General features: G+C 41.7%; 20 protein-coding genes. All 20 read left to right on the top strand.

Annotated features, from left to right (window positions below; translation table 11 throughout):
* Nucleotides 1–45 precede the first annotated feature (45 nt).
* The 20 genes from secA to uvrB all read left to right on the top strand — a co-directional run bounded on the left by secA (nt 46) and on the right by uvrB (nt 21,008).
* Nucleotides 46–2,409 (top strand): preprotein translocase subunit SecA, encoded by a 2,364-nt coding sequence (secA, locus tag ED605_RS12565; protein ID WP_121979236.1) that lies wholly within the window; start codon nt 46–48, stop codon nt 2,407–2,409.
* Between the two features lie 99 nt (nt 2,410–2,508).
* A protein-coding gene (gene prfB, locus ED605_RS12560) for a peptide chain release factor 2 (RefSeq protein WP_191981377.1) occupies nt 2,509–3,631 on the top strand; the annotation gives its coding sequence in 2 pieces (ribosomal slippage) (nt 2,509–2,586 and nt 2,588–3,631; 1,122 coding nt in all).
* Between the two features lie 141 nt (nt 3,632–3,772).
* Nucleotides 3,773–4,933: a PDZ domain-containing protein gene (locus ED605_RS12555; RefSeq protein WP_121979234.1), complete on the top strand. Its 1,161-nt coding sequence runs from the start codon at nt 3,773–3,775 to the stop codon at nt 4,931–4,933.
* A 22-nt stretch (nt 4,934–4,955) separates the two neighbouring features.
* Nucleotides 4,956–5,681, top strand: a complete 726-nt coding sequence (locus ED605_RS12550) for a response regulator transcription factor (RefSeq protein ID WP_121979233.1) — start codon at nt 4,956–4,958, stop codon at nt 5,679–5,681.
* Complete coding sequence (locus ED605_RS12545) at nt 5,668–7,089, top strand: sensor histidine kinase (RefSeq protein WP_121979232.1); 1,422 nt, start codon at nt 5,668–5,670, stop codon at nt 7,087–7,089. The genes ED605_RS12550 and ED605_RS12545 overlap by 14 nt, the downstream gene beginning before the upstream one ends.
* A gap of 179 nt (nt 7,090–7,268) precedes the next feature.
* The gene (locus tag ED605_RS12540; protein WP_121979231.1) at nt 7,269–8,156 is read left to right on the top strand and encodes a phosphate ABC transporter substrate-binding protein PstS family protein; all 888 of its coding nucleotides are present in this window, start codon (nt 7,269–7,271) and stop codon (nt 8,154–8,156) included.
* A complete protein-coding gene (pstC, locus tag ED605_RS12535; protein WP_121979230.1) occupies nt 8,156–9,085 on the top strand; it encodes a phosphate ABC transporter permease subunit PstC in 930 nt (309 codons plus the stop codon). The genes ED605_RS12540 and pstC overlap by 1 nt, the downstream gene beginning before the upstream one ends.
* A gap of 5 nt (nt 9,086–9,090) precedes the next feature.
* Nucleotides 9,091–9,972, top strand: coding sequence for a phosphate ABC transporter permease PstA (pstA, locus tag ED605_RS12530; protein WP_370825200.1), 882 nt, complete (start codon nt 9,091–9,093; stop codon nt 9,970–9,972).
* Nucleotides 9,973–9,984: 12 nt separating this feature from the next.
* Complete coding sequence (pstB, locus tag ED605_RS12525; RefSeq protein ID WP_121979228.1) at nt 9,985–10,791, top strand: phosphate ABC transporter ATP-binding protein PstB; 807 nt, start codon at nt 9,985–9,987, stop codon at nt 10,789–10,791.
* Between the two features lie 12 nt (nt 10,792–10,803).
* Entirely contained in the window at nt 10,804–11,562 is a 759-nt protein-coding gene (gene pstB, locus ED605_RS12520) for a phosphate ABC transporter ATP-binding protein PstB (RefSeq protein WP_121979227.1), read from the top strand.
* A gap of 11 nt (nt 11,563–11,573) precedes the next feature.
* Nucleotides 11,574–12,230 (top strand): phosphate signaling complex protein PhoU, encoded by a 657-nt coding sequence (gene phoU / locus ED605_RS12515; RefSeq protein WP_121979226.1) that lies wholly within the window; start codon nt 11,574–11,576, stop codon nt 12,228–12,230.
* A 92-nt stretch (nt 12,231–12,322) separates the two neighbouring features.
* Nucleotides 12,323–12,646: a PspC domain-containing protein gene (locus ED605_RS12510; RefSeq protein ID WP_121979225.1), complete on the top strand. Its 324-nt coding sequence runs from the start codon at nt 12,323–12,325 to the stop codon at nt 12,644–12,646.
* 2 nt (nt 12,647–12,648) lie between these two features.
* A complete protein-coding gene (locus tag ED605_RS12505) occupies nt 12,649–12,999 on the top strand; it encodes a phage holin family protein (protein ID WP_121979224.1) in 351 nt (116 codons plus the stop codon).
* A gap of 90 nt (nt 13,000–13,089) precedes the next feature.
* Complete coding sequence (gene hprK / locus ED605_RS12500; protein ID WP_191981376.1) at nt 13,090–14,115, top strand: HPr(Ser) kinase/phosphatase; 1,026 nt, start codon at nt 13,090–13,092, stop codon at nt 14,113–14,115.
* A gap of 12 nt (nt 14,116–14,127) precedes the next feature.
* Nucleotides 14,128–14,964 (top strand): prolipoprotein diacylglyceryl transferase, encoded by an 837-nt coding sequence (gene lgt, locus ED605_RS12495; protein WP_121979222.1) that lies wholly within the window; start codon nt 14,128–14,130, stop codon nt 14,962–14,964.
* A 29-nt stretch (nt 14,965–14,993) separates the two neighbouring features.
* Entirely contained in the window at nt 14,994–16,013 is a 1,020-nt protein-coding gene (locus ED605_RS12490) for an NAD(P)H-dependent glycerol-3-phosphate dehydrogenase (protein WP_121979221.1), read from the top strand.
* Nucleotides 16,014–16,031: 18 nt separating this feature from the next.
* Complete coding sequence (gene galU, locus ED605_RS12485) at nt 16,032–16,934, top strand: UTP--glucose-1-phosphate uridylyltransferase GalU (RefSeq protein ID WP_121979220.1); 903 nt, start codon at nt 16,032–16,034, stop codon at nt 16,932–16,934.
* Nucleotides 16,935–17,077: 143 nt separating this feature from the next.
* Nucleotides 17,078–18,028, top strand: coding sequence for a thioredoxin-disulfide reductase (trxB, locus tag ED605_RS12480; RefSeq protein ID WP_121979219.1), 951 nt, complete (start codon nt 17,078–17,080; stop codon nt 18,026–18,028).
* 131 nt (nt 18,029–18,159) lie between these two features.
* The gene (locus ED605_RS12475) at nt 18,160–18,807 is read left to right on the top strand and encodes a YfbR-like 5'-deoxynucleotidase (RefSeq protein ID WP_121979218.1); all 648 of its coding nucleotides are present in this window, start codon (nt 18,160–18,162) and stop codon (nt 18,805–18,807) included.
* A gap of 197 nt (nt 18,808–19,004) precedes the next feature.
* On the top strand, nt 19,005–21,008 hold the full coding sequence (gene uvrB / locus ED605_RS12470) for an excinuclease ABC subunit UvrB (RefSeq protein ID WP_121979217.1): 2,004 nt from the start codon (nt 19,005–19,007) through the stop codon (nt 21,006–21,008).
* Nucleotides 21,009–21,012: the final 4 nt, after the last annotated feature.

Below are 21,012 nucleotides of genomic sequence, written 5' to 3'. Positions count from 1 at the left end.
AAGATAAACTAAACTGATTAACTTGATTTAGAAGGGAATTTTCCAATGGCTAATGTTTTAAAAAAATGGGTTGAAAGCGATAAGCATGAACTCAAACGATTAAGCAAAATTGCTGATAAGGTTGGGGCATATGCGGATGATTATCGTCAACTCAGTGATGAAGAATTACAAGCCAAGACGCCTGAATTTAAAAAACGCTATCAAAACGGTGAAACGCTTGATGATCTACTTCCGGAAGCCTTTGCGGTTGCTCGTGAAGGTGCTCGCCGAGTCCTTGGCCTCTATCCATTCCATGTTCAAATTATGGGTGGCATTGTTCTTCATGAAGGTAATATTGCTGAAATGAAAACCGGTGAAGGAAAAACGCTGACTGCGACGATGCCGGTTTATTTGAATGCGTTGGCTGGTAAAGGTGTCCATGTGGTAACGGTTAACGAATACCTTTCTCAACGTGATGCAACTGAAATGGGTGAACTATATAATTGGCTGGGACTGACAGTTGGTGCCAATTTAGCTGAAATGACACCGGACCAAAAGCGAGAAGCCTATGCCTGCGATATCACTTATTCTACCAATAGTGAAATTGGTTTTGACTATTTGCGTGATAACATGGTGGCCTATAAAGAAGAAATGGTTCAGCGGCCACTTAACTTTGCGATTGTCGATGAGGTGGATTCAATCTTGATCGATGAGGCGCGAACACCGTTGATTATTTCTGGCCAATCAACCGGTACATCCGAATTATATCAACGAACTGACCGGTTTGCCAAGACCCTTCATGAAGGGGAAGACTTTAAAATTGACTTGGAAACTAAAACAGTTTCGTTAACGGATAAAGGGATTGAAAAGGCTGAGAAGTACTTTAATTTAAAGAATTTATACGATACCGACAACACAGCCTTAACCCACCATTTGGATCAAGCACTGCGGGCTAACTTCATTATGCTGCGGGATAAAGACTACGTGGTTCAAGATGGTGAGGTCTTGATTGTTGATTCCTTTACTGGTCGTATTATGCAGGGACGTCGATTCTCCGACGGCCTTCACCAGGCGATCGAAGCCAAGGAAGGCGTTGAGATCCAAGAAGAAAGTAAGACAATGGCAACCATCACTTACCAGAATATGTTCCGGATGTATAAAAAACTTGCCGGAATGACTGGAACGGCTAAAACCGAAGCTGAAGAATTCCGTGAGATCTATAACATGGAAGTCATTTCAGTCCCAACCAACAAACCGGTTGTTCGAGTTGACCATCCTGATGTGTTGTACCCAACGTTGGATGCTAAATTTGATGCCGTTATTAAAGAAATTAAAAAATTGCATAAAAAAGGGCAACCCATGTTAATTGGTACTGTGGCGGTTGAAACTTCCGAATACTTGTCTAAACGCTTGGATGAAGAGCAGATTCCACACGTTGTTTTAAACGCAAAGAACCATGCCAAAGAAGCGGATATTGTCATGAATGCCGGCCAAAAGGGTGCCGTTACGATTGCCACCAACATGGCTGGACGAGGAACAGATATCAAACTTGGCCCCGGCGTCGTTGAACTGGGCGGTTTAGCTGTTATCGGAACTGAACGACATGAATCTCGTCGAATCGATAATCAGCTTCGTGGCCGTTCCGGGCGTCAAGGTGATCCAGGCTTGTCACAATTTTATTTGTCACTTGAAGATGATTTAATGCGTCGATTTGGGTCAGATAAAATTAAAAACTTCCTGGAACATCTAAACGTCGAGGGTGAAGATGCGGTTATTCGTTCTAAGATGATTACCAAACAGGTTGAATCGGCCCAAAAGCGGGTTGAAGGAAATAACTACGATTCACGAAAAAACGTGCTTCAATATGATGACGTGATGCGTCAACAGCGTGAAGTCATTTATGGTGAACGTCAACAGGTGATTGAAGAAAATAAAGATCTTAAGTGGGTTATTATGCCGATGATCGAACGAACGGTTAACCGGATTGTTGATCTGCATACCCAAGGTGAAAAAGAAGATTGGGATCTCCAAACAATTCTTGATTTTGCAATTAGCGCCATGGTTAGTCCGGATAAGATTTCGCTTGAAGACTTTCAAAATAAGACACCTGATGAAATTAAAAAGATGTTAATGGGACTTGCCGATTCAGTTTACAAAGAGAAGCAAAAACAACTTTACGATGAATCACAAATGCTTGAATTTGAAAAAGTGGTGATTCTGCGGGTGGTTGATTCTCATTGGACTGATCACATCGATATGATGGATCAACTTCGACAGTCGATCGGTCTTCGTGGCTACGGTCAATTAAATCCATTGGTTGAGTACCAACGTGAAGGCTACAAGATGTTTGAAGAGATGATCGCAGATATTGATTATGATGCAACCCGGCTCTTTATGAAGGCCGAGATTCGGCAAAATATGCAAAGATAGCTGATGATTGGGAGGCTGGAACAAAGACAACTTGTTCTAACCTCTTTTTTGCCGTTGTTAAGTAAATCGTAGATAAAATAAATGAAATGGGGAATTAAAATGGCATTCGAATTAAGTGAAGCCAAAAAACAAATCGCAGAGATGCAAAAAGCCATCGATGGCTTTAGGAGGTCACTTTGACTTTGATGCCTTGAGTGAAAGCATCAGTATTAACGAAGCTAAAATGGCTGAGCCCGGTTTCTGGGATGATCAGCAACGGGCCCAGAAATTAATTGATGAAACGAATCAACTGAAAACCAAGCGGGATAACTTTAATGCTTTAGCCAATCAGCTGGAGGATTTAAAAGTCACGTTGGAACTAATCACGGAAGACCCGGATTCCGGGATGCAGGACGAGTTTGTGGATCATGCGGCGAAGTTGAAGAAACAACTTGATCGTTATCAATTAGGGTTATTATTAAATGGCAAATATGATCGCAACAATGCGATCTTAGAAATCCATCCGGGAGCTGGTGGCACTGAAGCCCAAGACTGGGGGTCGATGTTATTAAGAATGTATACCAGATGGGCTGAGGCACACGATTTTAAAGTTCAAGTTTTGGATTACCAGGTGGGCGAAGTGGCCGGTATTAGCAGTGTTGCCATTTTAATTAGTGGTGAAAATGCGTACGGGTATTTACGCTCTGAAAAGGGGGTTCACCGATTGGTCCGAATTTCACCATTTGACTCTGCTGGTCGACGGCACACGTCGTTTGCATCAGTTGATGTTATGCCGGAGTTAAACGATGATGTCTCAATTAAAATTAACCCGGATGATTTAAAAGTGGATGTTTATCGATCGAGTGGTGCCGGTGGCCAGCATGTTAACAAAACGTCTTCAGCTGTTCGAATTACGCATTTGCCAACCGGAATTGTCGTTGCCAGTCAAGCACAACGATCTCAGCTTCAGAACCGGCAGACGGCGATGAACATGTTGAAATCCAAACTTTATGAATTGGAAGAACAAAAAAAGGCGGAAGAAAAGGCTAAAATTGAGGGTGAACAACTGGATATCGGTTGGGGATCACAAATTCGATCGTATGTTTTCCATCCCTATTCGATGGTTAAGGATCATCGAACAAATTATGAAACGGCTAACGTTGATGGCGTCATGGACGGTGATTTGGATCCCTTTATTAATGCTTATTTACAATGGCAGTTAAGCAAAGCCAATCCTGAATAATGGAATCAATTTTATAGACGGACCAGGACAAATCAGTTTTGAAAGAGTTGTCTTGGCCCGTTTATTTTTCAATAGCACTTTAAAAGGTTGTTTAATCAATGCTATACTGATAGCATAATCATGCTTAATGAGGGAAAATTTATGAAATTTTTATTAGCAGTTTGCTTTTATATTGGCCAACCAATTCTTTGGGTGGGTGTCATTCGAGCTTATTTGATACATACAAATCGGATAAGGCGTGAGCGCCACATTTTCAGTTCTGCAATTTATGAAGATTTTTATGAGGGACGCCATTTCTTGAGGAGTGGCTTGATCTTAGGAATCGGCACCTCAATTATTTTTAGTTGCTTGCTGAACCTTTCCGTTCAATGGCTGATTCTTTACGAAGGATTGAGTTTATTGACATTAGTGTTCATTCCTTGGCAGTTCTTCGGCGTTACGTTGGTGGGAATCACGGGAATTTTATCATTGATAAGTCCACGAATTGATCAACTTCAAGGAGTTGAAAGTTGGTTGGCTAAGCTTGGCCTTTCAGCTCAAGCTGTCAACCCGGTTAATTATTTAGCCATTTTAACATTAACTATTTTATTAACTGGGTTGTTTGTTCGTGAAAATGCCGGCCGCTTTGATTCACCGGCAATTTCTAGAAATAAGCGTCACAATAAAGTGGCTGTTTATCCGTTTAATGAACTAACCATCATGCCATTTTTAATTTTGCTGCCGGGAGATTGGTTTAAGCTTAATTTGCCGGGAATCCCACTCTTTCAAGTTAATGGGCATTCGTTTGTAATCCTAGTGATGCCACTGTTGATTGGCTTAAAATTGACGGTGAAAAAAAGTAATCCTCGGGAATTTTTTAGAAATCTGGGTAAATTAATGGTCGTGGTCGCTGGAATTGGTGTTTTAATGGTCATTGGGGCGATCTTTGACCGTGAGATTATTTTACCAGCCATGATTGGGTTACTATTAATTTATTATTTGGTTATTTTGGTGGTCAGGCATCGTGACCGAAAGCAATCCTTTGAGTATAGCGAAGTGATGGATGGCATTCGGGTGATTGGGATTCAGCCCGGTACGCCGGCAGCCAAAATGAATTTATCAGTTGGTGATGTCATCTTAACGGTTAATGATCTTCAAGTGACCAATGAAGATCAATTTTATCGAGCTTTATCGACGAGCCCCACGTATTGTCGATTTAAAGTCAGAGATCGTCATGATCAGCTTAAGATGACAGAATCGGCAATTTTTAAAAATTCGCCCCATGAAATTGGTGTTAAAACGTATTCACAAGCCATTGAATAAGTGAACATAGGAGGAGCTTCCCTTGAAAAAAGTGTTAGTCGTTGATGATGAACCAGCAATTGTAACGCTACTTGAATATAATTTGAAGCAGGCTAATTTTGAGGTTCAAAGTGCTACTAATGGGACCGATGCACTTTCGATGATTGAAAGTCATCATTATGACATTGTCTTACTTGATTTGATGTTACCGGGAATGAGTGGTGAAGAAGTGTTAAAAAGGGTCCGCATGGATCGAAATGACACACCGGTTATCGTACTGACCGCTAAGGATACCGAATTCGATAAAGTTTTCGGCTTGGAAATGGGTGCGGACGATTATGTCCCCAAACCATTTAGTCCGCGAGAAGTTATTGCCCGAATAAATGCGGTTTTGAGGAGATACGAAAAAAGCGAAACATCGACAGATACTACCCCAACAGGCAAAAACGCTGAAGTAAAAGTAGCTGGCCCATTTACAATTGACCATAAACAATATAAAGTCAGTGCAAATGGTAAAAATTTAAAATTAACGCCGAAGGAATTTGAATTAATGCAATATCTTGTAGGCCACGAAAATCAAGTGTTAAGTCGGGACCAACTGCTTCAGGGCGTTTGGGGATTTGATTATTCGGGGCAAAGCCGAATGGTTGATATTCAAATTGCTCATCTTAGAGAAAAGATTGAACCAGATCCTAAGCAGCCAAAGTATTTGAAGACCGTTCGCGGATTTGGTTATGAATTTTCAACGGGAGATGATGACGCTGAGTAAAGCGTACCAACAAATCTTAGTCATTCTTGGGCTAAGTATCTTCACAACGGTCACATTATTCTACGGGTTTTTGAAGAATAATCGGGAATGGTTATTTTTTTCGTTGGTAGTTGCTTTAGGGCTTGTTTTAGCTATTATTCAGGCAACTATCGACTTTCGAAAAAATGAAAAAGTTCGCCGACAGTTAGAATATATGGCTAAAAATATTGTTTCCCATCAGCCGGTGGCGCCACTGTTCGTGAGACCAGGCAACCCATATAAACAGATTGCCGACCAACTGACAGAATTGCAGTCAAGGCAACAAGATGAAAATAAAACGATCAAGAACAGCAACACAGAATTGGTAACGATTTTGTCAAGCTTGCCCGTTGGCATCATGGTGATTGATTCCAGTCAAGATGTGATTTTTGCTAATCATCAAATGGCATCGATGATTGGTCGTCGCATCCTGAACCAACCCCATTCTTACTCCCAAGACATTCGCAATTATCAATTGATTTCGATGATTGAACGAACCTTTGATGATCATGAGTCGCAGCATGCCGAAATTAGAAGTGTGGGTGATCAACCGGCAACTTGGGACACGAGTGTCATTTACAATCAACTGGAAAATGATTTTCACGTATCGGTGATCATGTATGACATTTCAGATATCATTAATGTGAAGCAGATGCAAATTGATTTCTTGAGAAATGCCAGTCATGAATTAAAAACGCCGGTAACAGCGATCTCAGGGTTTGCGAAGACGCTATTGGGAGGTGCGATGGATGATCGCAAGACCTTAGTTGAGTTTTTAAAAATTATCGATCAACAAAGTGCCCAATTGACTTCGTTGATTCAAGATGTTTTAACAATTTCACATATCCAAAATGGGGCGCCGAAGAAACCTCAGTTAATTGAATTGAAGAAATTTGTTGATAACTTACTGAGAGGCTACACGTCGATGGCGAAGCTTCGTGAGGTCACATTAGTTAATCAAGTTCCGGCTGAAGCAAGTGTCACAATTGATTCAAAATTATTAACCAGAATTTTACAAAATTTAGTCAGCAATGCAGTAAAGTATAATCGTTCAGGTGGTCAAGTAACGGTTAAATATTCTGCTAATGACAGTTTTTGGCAGCTTTATGTGAGTGATACAGGAATTGGCATTGCACAAAAAGATGTTTCCCGATTATTCGAACGGTTTTATCGAGCTGATGATTCACGAACTAAGCAAAAGGTCAGTGGCACTGGTCTGGGATTAGCAATTGTCAAAGAGTTGGTGGATTCAATCGGCGGTGTCATCCACGTTAAAAGTCAGCGGGGTGTTGGGTCAACCTTTACAGTGGAGTTTCCAATTAATGACGCATCATCGACCACTCCAGCGAAAACCGCGTCAACCAGTCAGACGTCAAAAGATAATAATTGAACGAATTAAATTGGTTTGGACGATGGTCTTTAACCAATTTTTTGAGTATCGGGTAAAAGTAGATGGTCCGAGAATTTTATGAACCCCCTGTTGGATTTACATAACTTTTACATTTCAAATATCAAATTTTTACATTGATTTAATACAATTGGTAGTGGAGATTTGAGGAGGAAGTGCAGATGCGGAAACAAACAATAATTAAATGGCTGTTGGTCGTGGCGGTGATCATCGCGGGAATTGGCTCTTATACAACTCGTAGCAAGCAGGCAACTAATCAGCAGTCGATTACAGCGGTTGGCTCAACCGCGCTGCAGCCATTGGTTGAAGCTGCCAGTGAAGAATATACCACTCAACATAGAGGCGTTTTCATTAATGTCCAAGGTGGCGGATCCGGAACGGGGTTAAGTCAGATTGAATCCGGTGCGGTTCAGATGGGAAATTCTGATCTGTTCGCTCAAGAAAAATCCGGGATTAATCCAAAAAAATTGGTGGATCATAAGATTGCCGTGGTGGGCGTCACACCAATTGTGAATCCGGACGTTGGCATCCATCGGTTAACGACCCGTCAACTAATTGCGATTTTTACTGGAAAAGTGACAAACTGGCGACAAGTTGGTGGTAAGAACTTACCGATTACTTTAATCAACCGAACTCAGGGTAGTGGGACTCGAATGACTTTTGAAGCATATGGCTTAAAGGGCCGTTCAAGTGCAGTTGCTCAGGAGCAGGATTCTTCCGGCACGGTTCGCCAAATCGTTGGCTCAACCCCAGGGGCTGTTAGCTATGTTTCTTTCGGCTATGTTAACAAGTCGGTTCGCCCCATTTCAATTGATGGCATCGCGCCAACTAATCAGAATGTTAAACGTAATCGTTGGAAAATCTGGTCGTACGAACATATTTATACGAACGGTAAGCCAACCGGACTGACTAAAAAGTTCCTCGATTACCTTCAAAATGATCATATTCAGCATTCGCTCTTCAATAAGCTTGGTTATATTTCAGTTAAAGAAATGCAGTACCAGCGAACTTGGCAGGGGAAAATTTCGAAAGGATCAGGGATCGCCTAATGCAAGATCAAAAATTAGCCAAACAGTTATTTAAAAAATCAAAAACCGCTCGCTATGAACGAGTTGGCCGATTAATGTGCTTTTCAGCCTTACTACTGATTATGGCCGTTGTGATTGGCATCATTGTCTTTATTGCCACAAAGGGAATGTCGACTTTTCTAAAAGATCATATTAAAATGACCGATTTCTTTGCGGGAACCCTTTGGAATCCGGGAGCCAAAACACCAAGCGGCCATGCTGCGGTCGGGGCATTACCAATGATTGTCGGTTCGTTTCTGGTGACTATTTTGGCTGCTGTGATTTCAACGCCGTTTGCTATTGGAACCGCGGTTTATATGACGGAAATTTCGCCTAAGCGCGGTGCCAAAGTTCTTCAACCGGTAACAGAATTATTAGTTGGTATTCCGTCCGTGGTTTATGGTTTTATTGGCTTATCCGTTGTGGTGCCCTTTGTTCGTCATCTATTTGGCGGCAGTGGGTTTGGGATTCTTTCCGGCACATTTGTCCTGTTCGTCATGATTCTACCAACGATTGTGTCGATGACGGTGGACTCTTTAAAATCGGTTCCTCAATATTATCGACAAGCTTCGATGGCACTCGGGGCTACCAAATGGCAGACAATTTGGAAAGTCGTGCTTCGAGCCGCCACCCCCGGAATTTTAACCGCCATTGTGTTTGGCATGGCCAGAGCCTTTGGTGAAGCCTTGGCCGTTCAAATGGTGATTGGAAACGCCTCACTGATGCCAGTTAATTTGGTTTCACCAGCTTCAACACTCACTTCTGTTTTAACCGCTGGCATGGGGAACACAGTGATGGGATCGTTGCAAAACGATGCCCTGTGGTCACTAGCGCTGGTCCTTTTAATCATGTCGCTATTCTTTAATTTATTGGTTCACTTTATTGGCCGGAAGGGAGCGTTTAGTAAATGAATCGAATGCAAAAACAAAGTCGATTGGCAATTTTACTACTAAAAGCCATCGCCGGATTCGTCGTTTTGATTCTAGCGTTCCTGATTGGGTATATCTTCGTCACGGGGTTACCAAATGTGAGTTGGCGCTTTTTAACTTCTCCAGCCAAGGCGTTTAGTGCCGGTGGCGGCATTGGCATTCAACTGTTTAATTCTTTTTACCTGTTAATTTTAGCGATGGTGATTTCATTACCAATTGCGTTGGGGGCTTCGATATACTTAAGTGAGTATGCTAAAGATAATTGGTTTACGGCAATGATTCGGACGTCGATTGAAATTCTTAGCTCCCTGCCGTCAGTTGTTGTTGGGTTGTTCGGCTTTTTATTGTTCGTTGTCCATTATAATTTTGGTTTCTCAATTATTTCAGGCGCGTTAACACTTACAATTTTTAATTTACCTTTGCTCACCCGAAATATTGAAGAATCACTGGCAGCCGTTCCCGATGACCAGCGTCAGGGCGGCTTGGGACTTGGCCTATCAAAGTATGAAACGATTATTCACATCGTTGTTCCTGCTGCGTTACCTGGGATTATTAGTGGAATTATTTTATGTGCCGGCCGGGTCTTTGGAGAAGCGGCTGCGTTGATCTATACAGCTGGCCAAAGCGCACCGGCCCTTAACTTTGCCGATTGGAATCCCTTTAATATTGATAGCCCCCTCAGTCCGCTACGACCCGCTGAAACACTGGCAGTTCATATTTGGAAAATCAACTCTGAAGGGATTATGCCAGATTTAACCAAGGTTTCGTCTGGATCGGCGGCTGTCTTAGTTTTGGCCATTCTAGTTTTTAACTTGTCTGCCCGTTATATCGGTCGGAAGGTATTTGAAAAGATGACTTCGGTGAATTAGGGAGAATCCAATATGCAATTTGAAACAAATCAGCACGAACGATTTATTTATCAATTTAATCCGGAAGAAAATGACATTGAGATGCAGACCAAGGATTTGGAAATCTATTACGGCAAGCAACTAGCCATGCATCATGCGGATATTCAATTCAAAAAAAATACAATTACAGCTCTGATCGGTCCGTCCGGTTCGGGGAAATCAACCTTTCTACGAGCCCTAAACCGGATGAATGATGATGTGGCAACCGTAAATGGTCAAATCTTGTACAAAGGGGTTAATATTAATCAACCCGGGATCGACGTTTACGAAGTTCGGCGGCGGATCGGGATGGTCTTTCAACGACCAAATCCGTTTGCTAAATCCATCTATGACAATGTGACATTTGCTTTGCAGAGACGAGGGATTCATGATAAGCGGACACTGGATAAAGTTGTAGAGACAACTTTGAAACAAGCGGCTGTTTGGGACCAAGTCAAGGACAGCCTTCATAAAAGTGCTCAGGCATTATCCGGTGGTCAAGCACAGCGGGTATGCATCGCCCGGGCACTGGCGGTTAAACCCGATGTTTTGTTGTTAGATGAGCCAGCCAGTGCGCTTGATCCGGTTTCCACTGCGCAGCTGGAGCAAACACTTCGAGAATTAAAACCTAATTACACCATTATTATTGTGACACATAACATGCAGCAGGCGGCCCGGTTAAGTGACTATACGGTTTTCTTTAATTTAGGTGAGGCGATCGAATATAACAAAACCCGAAAAATCTTTACAAGGCCTAAAATTCAGTTAACTGATGACTATGTTTCCGGCAACTTTGGTTAGGAGGATCTTTTGATGGTTGAACCAATTATTTCAGTAAGCAATCTTGACCTGTACTATGGTGATTTTCAGGCACTTCATAATATTCAGATGACTTTTCAGCAAAATCAAATTTCCGCTTTAATTGGGCCGTCCGGCTGTGGAAAGTCAACATTTTTGAGGTGTTTAAACCGAATGAATGATATGATAGATGGTGTCACAATCACCGGAACCGTTAAGTTTCATGATCAAAATATTTATTCACCACAAGCTAACTTGGTTGATTTAAGAAAGGAAATCGGGATGGTTTTTCAACAACCCAACCCATTTCCATTTTCTGTTTATGACAACATTACTTATGGATTAAGAATTGCCGGCGTCAAAAATAAGCAAAAGCTTGACGCGATTGTTGAACGGAGTCTAAAACAGGCGGCTGTTTGGGATGAAGTTAAAGATCATTTGTACGATAATGCGTTATCGTTTTCAGGTGGTCAACAACAACGAATTTGTATTGCCAGGGTGCTGGCAGTTTCGCCATCGATTATTTTGATGGATGAACCAACCAGCGCATTGGATCCGATTTCAAGTGCTAATATTGAAAATACGTTGCTGGAATTAAAAAAGAATTATACAATCATTATTGTCACGCATAACCTTCAGCAGGCGTCCAGGATTTCTGATAAAACGGCTTTCTTTATGGAAGGTCGGGTTATCGAATATGATGATACTACGAAAATGTTTGTTAATCCTGACGAAAAACAAACTGAAGACTATGTTAGTGGCCGATTCGGATAGGGGATGACTTAATGGGAAAAGTTTTTGATGAAGAGATTGTCACGTTAAAGGCAGATTTTATGAAACTCGGGGCACTGGTGGGTGAAGCTGTGGCTAATGCAGGTCAGGCATTTATCGATCATGATGTTCATAAAGCGGAAACGGTTATCACCAATGACCACCAAATTAATCATTTACAGATTTACATTGAAAAGCGGTCATTTGAAATGATTGCGCTTTACCAACCCGTAACGGGTAATTTACGGGAAGTCGTTGGGATTTTAAAAGCAGTCACTGATTTGGAACGAGCCGGCGATCACGCGCGTAATATTGCCAGATCGACAGTCAGCATTAAAGGCCAACCCCGCATTGCTGCCGTCGAAGCTATTATTGCGTCAATGGCAAAGGATGTCAGTGAACAATATGATGAGTCAATTAGTTCATATGGCCAAGCTGACCAGGAAAGGGCCAAACAAACGGCTAAACGATTCGACCAGATTGTGGAAAAACACTATAATGAAATTGCGGCGCCAAGTTATCAGGCAATGGCAAAAGATCCAGAGATTGTTAACGCAGCGATTTTGTACCTGAATGTTGCCAAAGACTTATCTCGGATCAGTGATTACAGTACAAACATTTGTGAATGGACCATTTATCTGGCAACTGGAAAAATCATTGAATTAAATTAAAAAAATCTATTTTTTAGCGCGGCATACTTGATTGCCGTGTTTTTTTTGATACGCTTAGGTCATAAGAGGCAATTTGAGATGGAGGTTATTCTATGAGTGATAAAAAGAAACTATTCAGATCATCTAAGGACCGCTGGATTGCCGGTGTGTTAGGAGGAATTTCAAGCTACTTTGATTGGAATTCAACTCTGGTTCGAGTTTTATACATTGTTTTAATGTTGACACCGGGAATCGGGATGGCAGCGATTTTGGCCTACGTTGTGATGATCGCCATTATCCCGGCAGAAGACGCACCAGCTTCCTTTTTTAATCAATTAAAATCAATTTATCAGAATCAAAGCACCTCTAAAAAATCGCGAAAGGTCATTCATGGTGTAGAGGAAGAGGACGTTAACCGTAACAAGAAAAGAGGGTAATCTTGAGATTTTTATCGACAGTATTGATCGACGCGTTGTTATTTATGGCGATTAGTGGCTTTTTCCCAAACAGTCTTTATGTGGCCAGTGCCGAAGTGGCCGTCATTGCTGCCCTGGTTTTAGGTGTCTTGAATTGGCTGGTTAAGCCAATTCTGGTGATTCTTTCCCTGCCAATCAATTTATTAACTTTGGGATTGTTTGGAATCGTCATTAATGGTGCGATGCTGGAATTAACATCCGGGATTGTGGGGACCGGCTTTGAATTAGCATCTTTTTGGACGGCAATGTTAATTGCTATTTTAATGTCGATTGTCAGTGCCATTATTGCATCATACTTTGATCGATCCGATTAATAAATTATTTTTGACATTTTGCCAATCCACTTAAAGACGCGGGATGTCTAAAAGTGATAAAATTGTAGTGATTATTAAGGAGGGATGTTCTTGACTGAAAGTGTAAGTGTTGCGGATTTAGTAACCAATACCCGCTTAGATGTTTATTATGGGAAAGAGTATCTGGAAACAAAATCCATTTCAACCAGTGATATATCCAGACCCGGGCTTGAATTAACCGGTTTTTTTAATTATTATCCAGCCAAACGGATCCAACTACTTGGAATTACCGAGATTTCGTATTCCAAGGGAATGTCTCACGAAAATTTATTAGAAGTCATGAAAAAAATGTGTCAACCGCAAACGCCGGCCTTTGTGGTCTCAACGCAGCTTGACCCACCAGAGGAATTGTTGGAAGCTGCTAAGGCTGAACACATTCCAGTGCTTGGGTCAAAATTAACGACGTCACGAATTTTAAGTAATATGACCAATTATCTGGAAGATAAATTAGCTGAGCGTAAATCGCTTCACGGTGTTTTGGTTGATGTTTACGGGTTGGGAATTCTCATTACCGGTGACAGTGGAATTGGCAAAAGTGAAACTGCTTTGGAACTCGTTAAACGGGGCCATCGATTGATCGCTGACGATCGGGTTGAAGTTTACCAGCAGGACGAACAGACGTTGGTCGGAACCGCACCGGCAATTTTACGGCATTTGCTTGAAATTCGCGGAATTGGCATTATTGATGTCATGACCCTTTTTGGAACCGGTGCTGTGAGAAGTCAAACTAAAGTGGATTTGATTATTCATTTAGCAAATTATACAAAAGATGCTAAATTTGATCGATTAGGTAACGGGACTCAAAATGTGCATATTTTTGATGTTGACGTTCCTAAATTAACGATTCCGGTTAAAACTGGGCGAAACTTGGCGATTATCATTGAAGCAGCAGCGATGAACTTCCGGGCAGAATCAATGGGATATGATGCTACTGAAACGTTTGATCGAAATTTGAACAACTTGATTAAACTCAACAGCCAAACCGATGCTAAGGAAAAGGTCGAAGAAAAGCATGTTGAGGAAAAGAATAAAAATCTGATTGGCAAACCATCAAGGCAAACCGATTCGGAAAAATAGGAGTGGCAAGTTTTGTTTGGTTTTAAAAGTTTAGCATTGAATCCGATCGCATTTCATTTAGGCCCGATTGAGGTTCACTGGTATGGTGTGATCATTGCCTGCGGTGTCATGTTAGCCGTTTATTTAGCCGTTAGAGAAGGCAAAAAGCGGGGAATCGCGCCTGACAATATTTATGATATGATTTTATGGGCATTGCCGGCCGCACTGATCTGCGCCCGTTTATACTATGTTATTTTTCAATGGTCTTACTATAAGAATCATCTTGATCAAATCGTCCAAATCTGGGATGGTGGAATTGCCATTTACGGGTCGCTAATTGGGGCAATGATTGTGGTGATCTGGTTTTGCCGTCGCCGATTTATTCCGGTTTGGCTGATGCTTGATGTTGCCGCGCCAACGGTGATTTTGGGTCAATCAATCGGTCGTTGGGGCAATTTTATGAATCAAGAAGCGTTTGGCAAAGTTACCTCGTTGGCGTACCTTCAGGGACTTCACCTCCCTCACTTTATTATTTCGCAGATGTATATCAGCGGGGCTTATCGCCAGCCAACTTTTTTGTATGAATCTGTTTGGAGCTTTCTTGGCTTTTTGGTACTGATGACACTGCGACATAATCCACAGCTGTTTAAACAAGGGGAGGTCTTTCTGGGATATGTGATGTGGTATTCCTTTGGTCGCTTTTTTATCGAAGGAATGCGAACGGACAGTTTGATGCTGCTTAACTTACGGGTTTCTCAAATCTTATCGATTTTTTTGTTTGTGGGCGCAATAATGGTATTAATTTATCGACGGCGTGATCAAACAAATCCGTGGTATTTAGAGGGCAACACACTGAATGTTCAATTTTAAGGTTGATTTAACAAAAATGGAGGAAAATGATGACTACTAAAGAAATTGCGGTTCTTGGCGCTGGATCATGGGGAAGTATTTTGGCAAGTGTGCTTGATGAAAATGGGTCACATGTCAGGTTGTGGTCGTATAACGAAAAACAGGTAAAGGAATTTAATGATCTGCACACAAACACCAAGTATATTAAAAACTTTACCTTTGCGGAATCAATTAAGGCTTACCATGATTTAGGAGAAGCAATCGACGGTGTTGACTATATTTTATTTGTCGTTCCAACACAAGTCACCAGATCGGTTGCCCACCAGGTTGCTGAAATTTTAAAGGCCCGCCATCAAAAAGTAAATATTATTCATGCTTCAAAGGGAATTGAAGAAAAAACCTATTTACGATTATCTCAGGTATTAGCTCAAGAAATTGCTCCCGAGAATCGACAATCGATTTCCGTTTTATCCGGTCCAAGTCAGGCAGAAGACGTGGCCGTTAAGGATATCACGTTGGTGACGTTAGCCAGCAATGATCAAAAAGCTGCTAAGACGATTCAAGGACTGTTTATGAATCACTATTTTCGGGTCTATACCAGTGACGATGTGATTGGCGTTGAGATTGGAGCAGCTTTAAAAAATATCATTGCACTTGGTGCCGGCGCACTCTACGGTTTGGGATACAAGGATAATGCCAAGGCGGCGCTAATGACTCGGGGATTGGCAGAAATTTCGCGGCTTGGGACTTCCTTTGGTGCCAATCCCTTAACGTTTATTGGTCTTTCAGGTGTTGGTGATATTATCGTAACCGCTACCAGTTCTAATTCACGAAATTGGCGGGCCGGAAATGAATTAGGTCGTGGGGAATCGTTGGATCAAGTTATCAAAAATATGGGTATGGTAATTGAGGGAATTGCAACCACTAGAGCCGCTTATGAACTTTCTAAGCAGCGGGGAGTTGATATGCCGATTACCAGTGCAATTTATCATGTCCTATATGATGGTGCTGACATCAAAGAGACAATTAATCAATTGATGACCCGTGAAGGTCGTTCTGAAATCGAATAGAAAGTACGAGGTACACAAATGCAGAAAAAAGTAACCAAAGCTGTTATTCCGGCCGCCGGATTAGGAACCCGCTTTTTACCGGAAACCAAGGCACTCCCTAAAGAGATGCTTCCGATTGTCGATACGCCGACCATTCAATTTATTGTTGAAGAGGCCAAGAAGTCCGGCATTCGAGATATTGTGATCGTGATTGGCAAAGGTAAGCGGTCTATTGAAGACCATTTTGATGCCAATCCGGAACTGGAACAAAATCTTGAAGAACGCCATAAAACAGATATGTTGGAAACAATTCGTAAAACCAACGATATGAATATCTACTTTATTCGTCAGTCACATCCAAGAGGACTTGGCGATGCCATTTACACGGCGCGAAGCTTCATTAGTAATGAACCCTTTGTGGTTATGTTGGGTGATGATGTGATGAAAGATAAAGTCCCCTTAACCAAACAATTGATGGATAGTTATCAAAAGACCGGTGCCTCAACATTGGCTGTTAAACGGGTTGCCCATCAGGATATTTCCAAGTATGGGGTAATCGATCCTTCTGAGGAAGTTCAGCCGGGATTATTTAACGTTAAAAAATTTGTTGAAAAGCCGGCACCAGAAAAAGCCCCAAGTGATTTGGCCATTATTGGTCGATACTTATTAACACCGGAAATTTTTGGAATTCTGGAAAATGCTAAACCGGATGCCAGTGGTGAAATTCAGTTAACTTCTGCGATTGACACTTTGAATAAAACTCAACGGGTCTTTGCCCACGAATTTAAAGGTCAACGGTACGATACTGGTAATAAACTCAGTTGGCTTAAAACCAACATTATTTTTGGCCTACAACATCCAGAAATTGCCACTGGTCTGCGGTCTTATTTAAAGACACTTGGCAAGCAGCTGAGTGATGAGGATCAAAAATCAAAAAAATGAGTTTCACAATCTTGACAACTAGGTTAAAATAGATTTATTAGTTGTTTAGAAAGATTAAAAACTAAAAATCATTCTACTGGACAAGCTTACTTTTTCATAGTAGATTAGTAACAGTAATTGATTGTTAGACAAGGAGGATCCGAATGGCTAAAAGTTATGATGTTGTTGTGATTGGCGCTGGCCCTGGTGGCATGACGGCTGCACTTTATGCATCCCGTGCCAATCTATCTGTCGCTATGGTTGATCGTGGTATTTATGGTGGTCAAATGAACAATACGGCCGCCATTGAAAATTACCCTGGATTTAAATCAATCATGGGTCCGGATCTCGCCCAACAAATGTACGATAGTTCCGTTAACTTTGGTGCGGAGTACGTTTACGGCTCGGTTGAATCCGTTGAAGACAAGGGCGAGGTCAAGCTCGTCAAGACTGATAGTGATGAGCTTGAAGCAAAAGTGGTCATCATCGCAACCGGTTCCGAATATAAGAAATTAGGGATTCCCGGCGAACATGAATATGGTGGCAAGGGTGTTTCATACTGCGCGGTTTGTGATGGCGCGTTCTTCCGTCACAAGAATGTTGTCGTAGTTGGTGGCGGGGATTCCGCTATTGAAGAAGCTTCCTACCTCGCGGGAATTGTTGATCATGTAACAGTTATTCATCGTCGTGATCAGCTGCGGGCTCAAAAAGTCCTTCAAGACCGGGCATTTGAAAATGATAAAATTGACTTTGTCTGGAATAGTAACGTTACTGAAGTTTTGGGTGATGGTAAGAAGGTTACGGCTGTTAAGGTAGTTAATAACCAAACCAATGAAACTTCGGAATTGGAAACTTCAGGGGTCTTCATTTACGTTGGTCTTTTACCGATGACAGAACCGTTTGCCAACCTCAAAATTACAAATGAAGATGGTTGGATTAAGACGAATGACCAAATGGAAACCGCTGTTCCGGGAATTTATGCCATTGGTGACGTTCGTCAAAAAGAGTTGCGTCAAATTACTACTGCCGTTGGTGACGGCGGCATTGCTGGCCAACAGGCTTTCAAGTATGTTGAAGCCCTGAGTTCGAAAGGCCAAACGGAAGCTGCCCGTTAATCAAAGGATTTAACTTAAAAATGACGATTAACGATGTCACAATATCATTTATAAACAGAAGGGAGGTCGGAAGAATCTTTTCCGACCTTCTTTCGTGTAGAAAAGATTAGTTGAGATGGAGGCCGAAAATAATGGGGATGCACCAATATTTGGAAAGTTTGGCAGAACTAGAGTTGATTAACCGGGCACCCGGTTACTTTAAATTCGAACAGCATTCGGTTGCTGCACACTCATTTAAAGTGACTGAAATCGCTCAATTTCTGGGTGACGTTGAAGAGAATGCCGGTGAAAAGATTGACTGGCGATTGCTTTATGAAAAGGCATTAAATCATGATTATACTGAGCGGTTTATCGGTGACATTAAAACGCCGGTTAAATATGCAACGCCGGTTTTAAGGTCAATGTTGGCGGATGTTGATGATAAGTTAACCGAGAATTTTATCCAAAATGAAATTCCATCTGAATTTCAGAAAGCTTATCGTCGGCGGCTTTCCGAAGGTAAGGACGATACTTTGGAAGGCCGTATTTTAGCTGTTGCCGACAAAGTTGACCTGCTTTACGAGTCATTTGGTGAAATCCAAAAGGGCAATCCGGAAGACGTTTATCCTGAGATGTATAAAGAAAGTCTCTCAACGATGCTTCAATATCGGGATATGCACTGCGTTCAATATGTGATTTCAAAGGTAATTCCGGAAATGTTGGCCGAAAATTTTACAACCCAGGCAAAGCTGCGGCAATTGACAAGAAGAGTTTTAAAAAATGAAAATTCTGATGAATAATAGTTTTCGAAGATATGTTCGTATGGTAGAATGTGTATTGAGAGAAGTCGTTGAAATAATTGGCTCAACTAAGGATAATCAATGGCCTTTAATTAGCTAGGTGGACGTTACTTAAAGGGGCGGACGGCAGTTTAACATCGTTCGGACCTTTTTTAATCTTCTTGAAGATGATGGAGTTTAGTCAGGGGGGAATTCGATTGATTGAAAGAGAAAATGATCATAAATTTGATTTGGTTTCCAATTATCAGCCAACCGGTGATCAGCCGGCCGCAATTAAGAAGTTAGTAAATGGCGTTGAATCGGGCAAAAAAGCCCAGATTTTGTTAGGTGCAACCGGAACGGGTAAGACGTTCACCATTTCAAACGTAATTGCGCAGGTCAACAAACCAACACTGGTCCTGTCACATAATAAAACGTTAGCTGGTCAATTGTATGGTGAATTTAAAGAATTTTTCCCTAACAATGCGGTAGAGTATTTTGTTAGTTACTATGATTATTATCAGCCTGAAGCCTATGTTCCCTCGAGTGATACCTATATTGAAAAAGATTCTTCGATTAACGATGAAATTGACCAATTACGACACTCGGCAACCAGTTCTTTATTGGAACGAAATGACGTCATTGTTGTTGCCTCAGTTTCATCGATCTTTGGCTTAGGTGATCCAACTGAATATCGTAACCACGTTGTGTCATTAAGAGTGGGCCAAAATATTGAACGGGATCATTTATTGCGACAACTGGTTGACATTCAATATGATCGAAATGATATTGATTTTCAACGGGGCAGGTTTAGAGTTCATGGTGACGTGGTTGAAATTTTTCCAGCATCTTGGGATGAACATGCCTTTCGAGTTGAATTTTTCGGGGATGAAATTGATCGAATCAGAGAAGTTGACACGCTTACTGGAGAGGTCATTGGCGATCGTGAACATATCGCAATTTTTCCGGCTACCCACTTTTTAACCAACGATGATGTCATGAAGTTGGCTTTGCCGGAAATTAAGCAGGAAATGGAAACCCAAGTTGCTAAGTTTGAAAAAGAAGGCAAGTTGTTGGAAGCGCAACGGCTAAAGCAACGGACCACTTATGATATTGAAATGATGCGTGAGATGGGTTATACCAGTGGCATTGAAAACTATTCCCGCTTTATGGACAGACGAAAGCCCGGCCAACCACCATTTACACTTTTGGACTTCTTCCCGGATGACTACCTTTTGGTCGTTGATGAATCACACCAGACGATGCCTCAGATTAGAGGAATGTATAATGGCGATAAGGCCCGAAAGGAGCAACTGGTCAAGTATGGCTTCCGGCTACCAAGTGCGTTGGACAACCGACCACTCAGGCTGCCGGAGTTCGAAAAACGGGTTCACCAAGTCATTTATATGTCCGCCACTCCGGGGCCTTACGAATTGGCTCAAACCAAAGACGTTGTTCAGCAAATCATTCGACCAACCGGGCTATTGGACCCGACGGTTGAAGTTCGCCCAATTATGGGGCAGATGGATGATTTGGTTGGCGAAATCAACAAGCGGGTTGATAAACATGAACGCGTATTTGTCACAACTTTAACTAAAAAAATGGCCGAAGATTTAACCGATTATTTAAAGGATCTGGGCATTAAAGTTAAATATCTTCATTCAGACATTAAAACGCTTGAACGAACGCAGATTATCCGTGATTTAAGACTTGGTAAATTCGATGTCTTGGTGGGTATTAATTTGCTTCGTGAAGGGATTGATGTGCCGGAAGTATCGCTGGTGGCCATTTTGGATGCCGATAAGGAAGGTTTCCTTAGAAATGAACGATCGTTAATTCAAACGATTGGTCGAGCATCGCGAAATGAGCATGGAGCTGTGATTATGTACGCTGATACGGTGACTGATTCAATGAAGGCCGCAATTGATGAAACCGCACGGCGCCGAGCGATTCAGATTAAATATAATCAGGAACACGGAATTACGCCCAAGACTATTATTAAACCGATTCGTGACGTTATTTCGGCAACTAAAACCAGTGATGATACTGGTAAGAAGGATGACTTTGTTGAAAGTGATTTTGAGCAGATGAGTGACAAGGATCAGAAGAATATGTTGGCTCGGTTAACGACAGAAATGCGTGAAGCGGCTAAGAAGCTTGATTTCGAGCAAGCCGCAACGTTACGTGATACCATTATGGAACTAAAAGCTCAGATTAGTTAAAGGA

Source organism: Lentilactobacillus raoultii (assembly GCF_900411375.1).
Taxonomy (GTDB): domain Bacteria; phylum Bacillota; class Bacilli; order Lactobacillales; family Lactobacillaceae; genus Lentilactobacillus; species Lentilactobacillus raoultii.
This window is presented reverse-complemented; position numbering and strand designations above follow the sequence as displayed.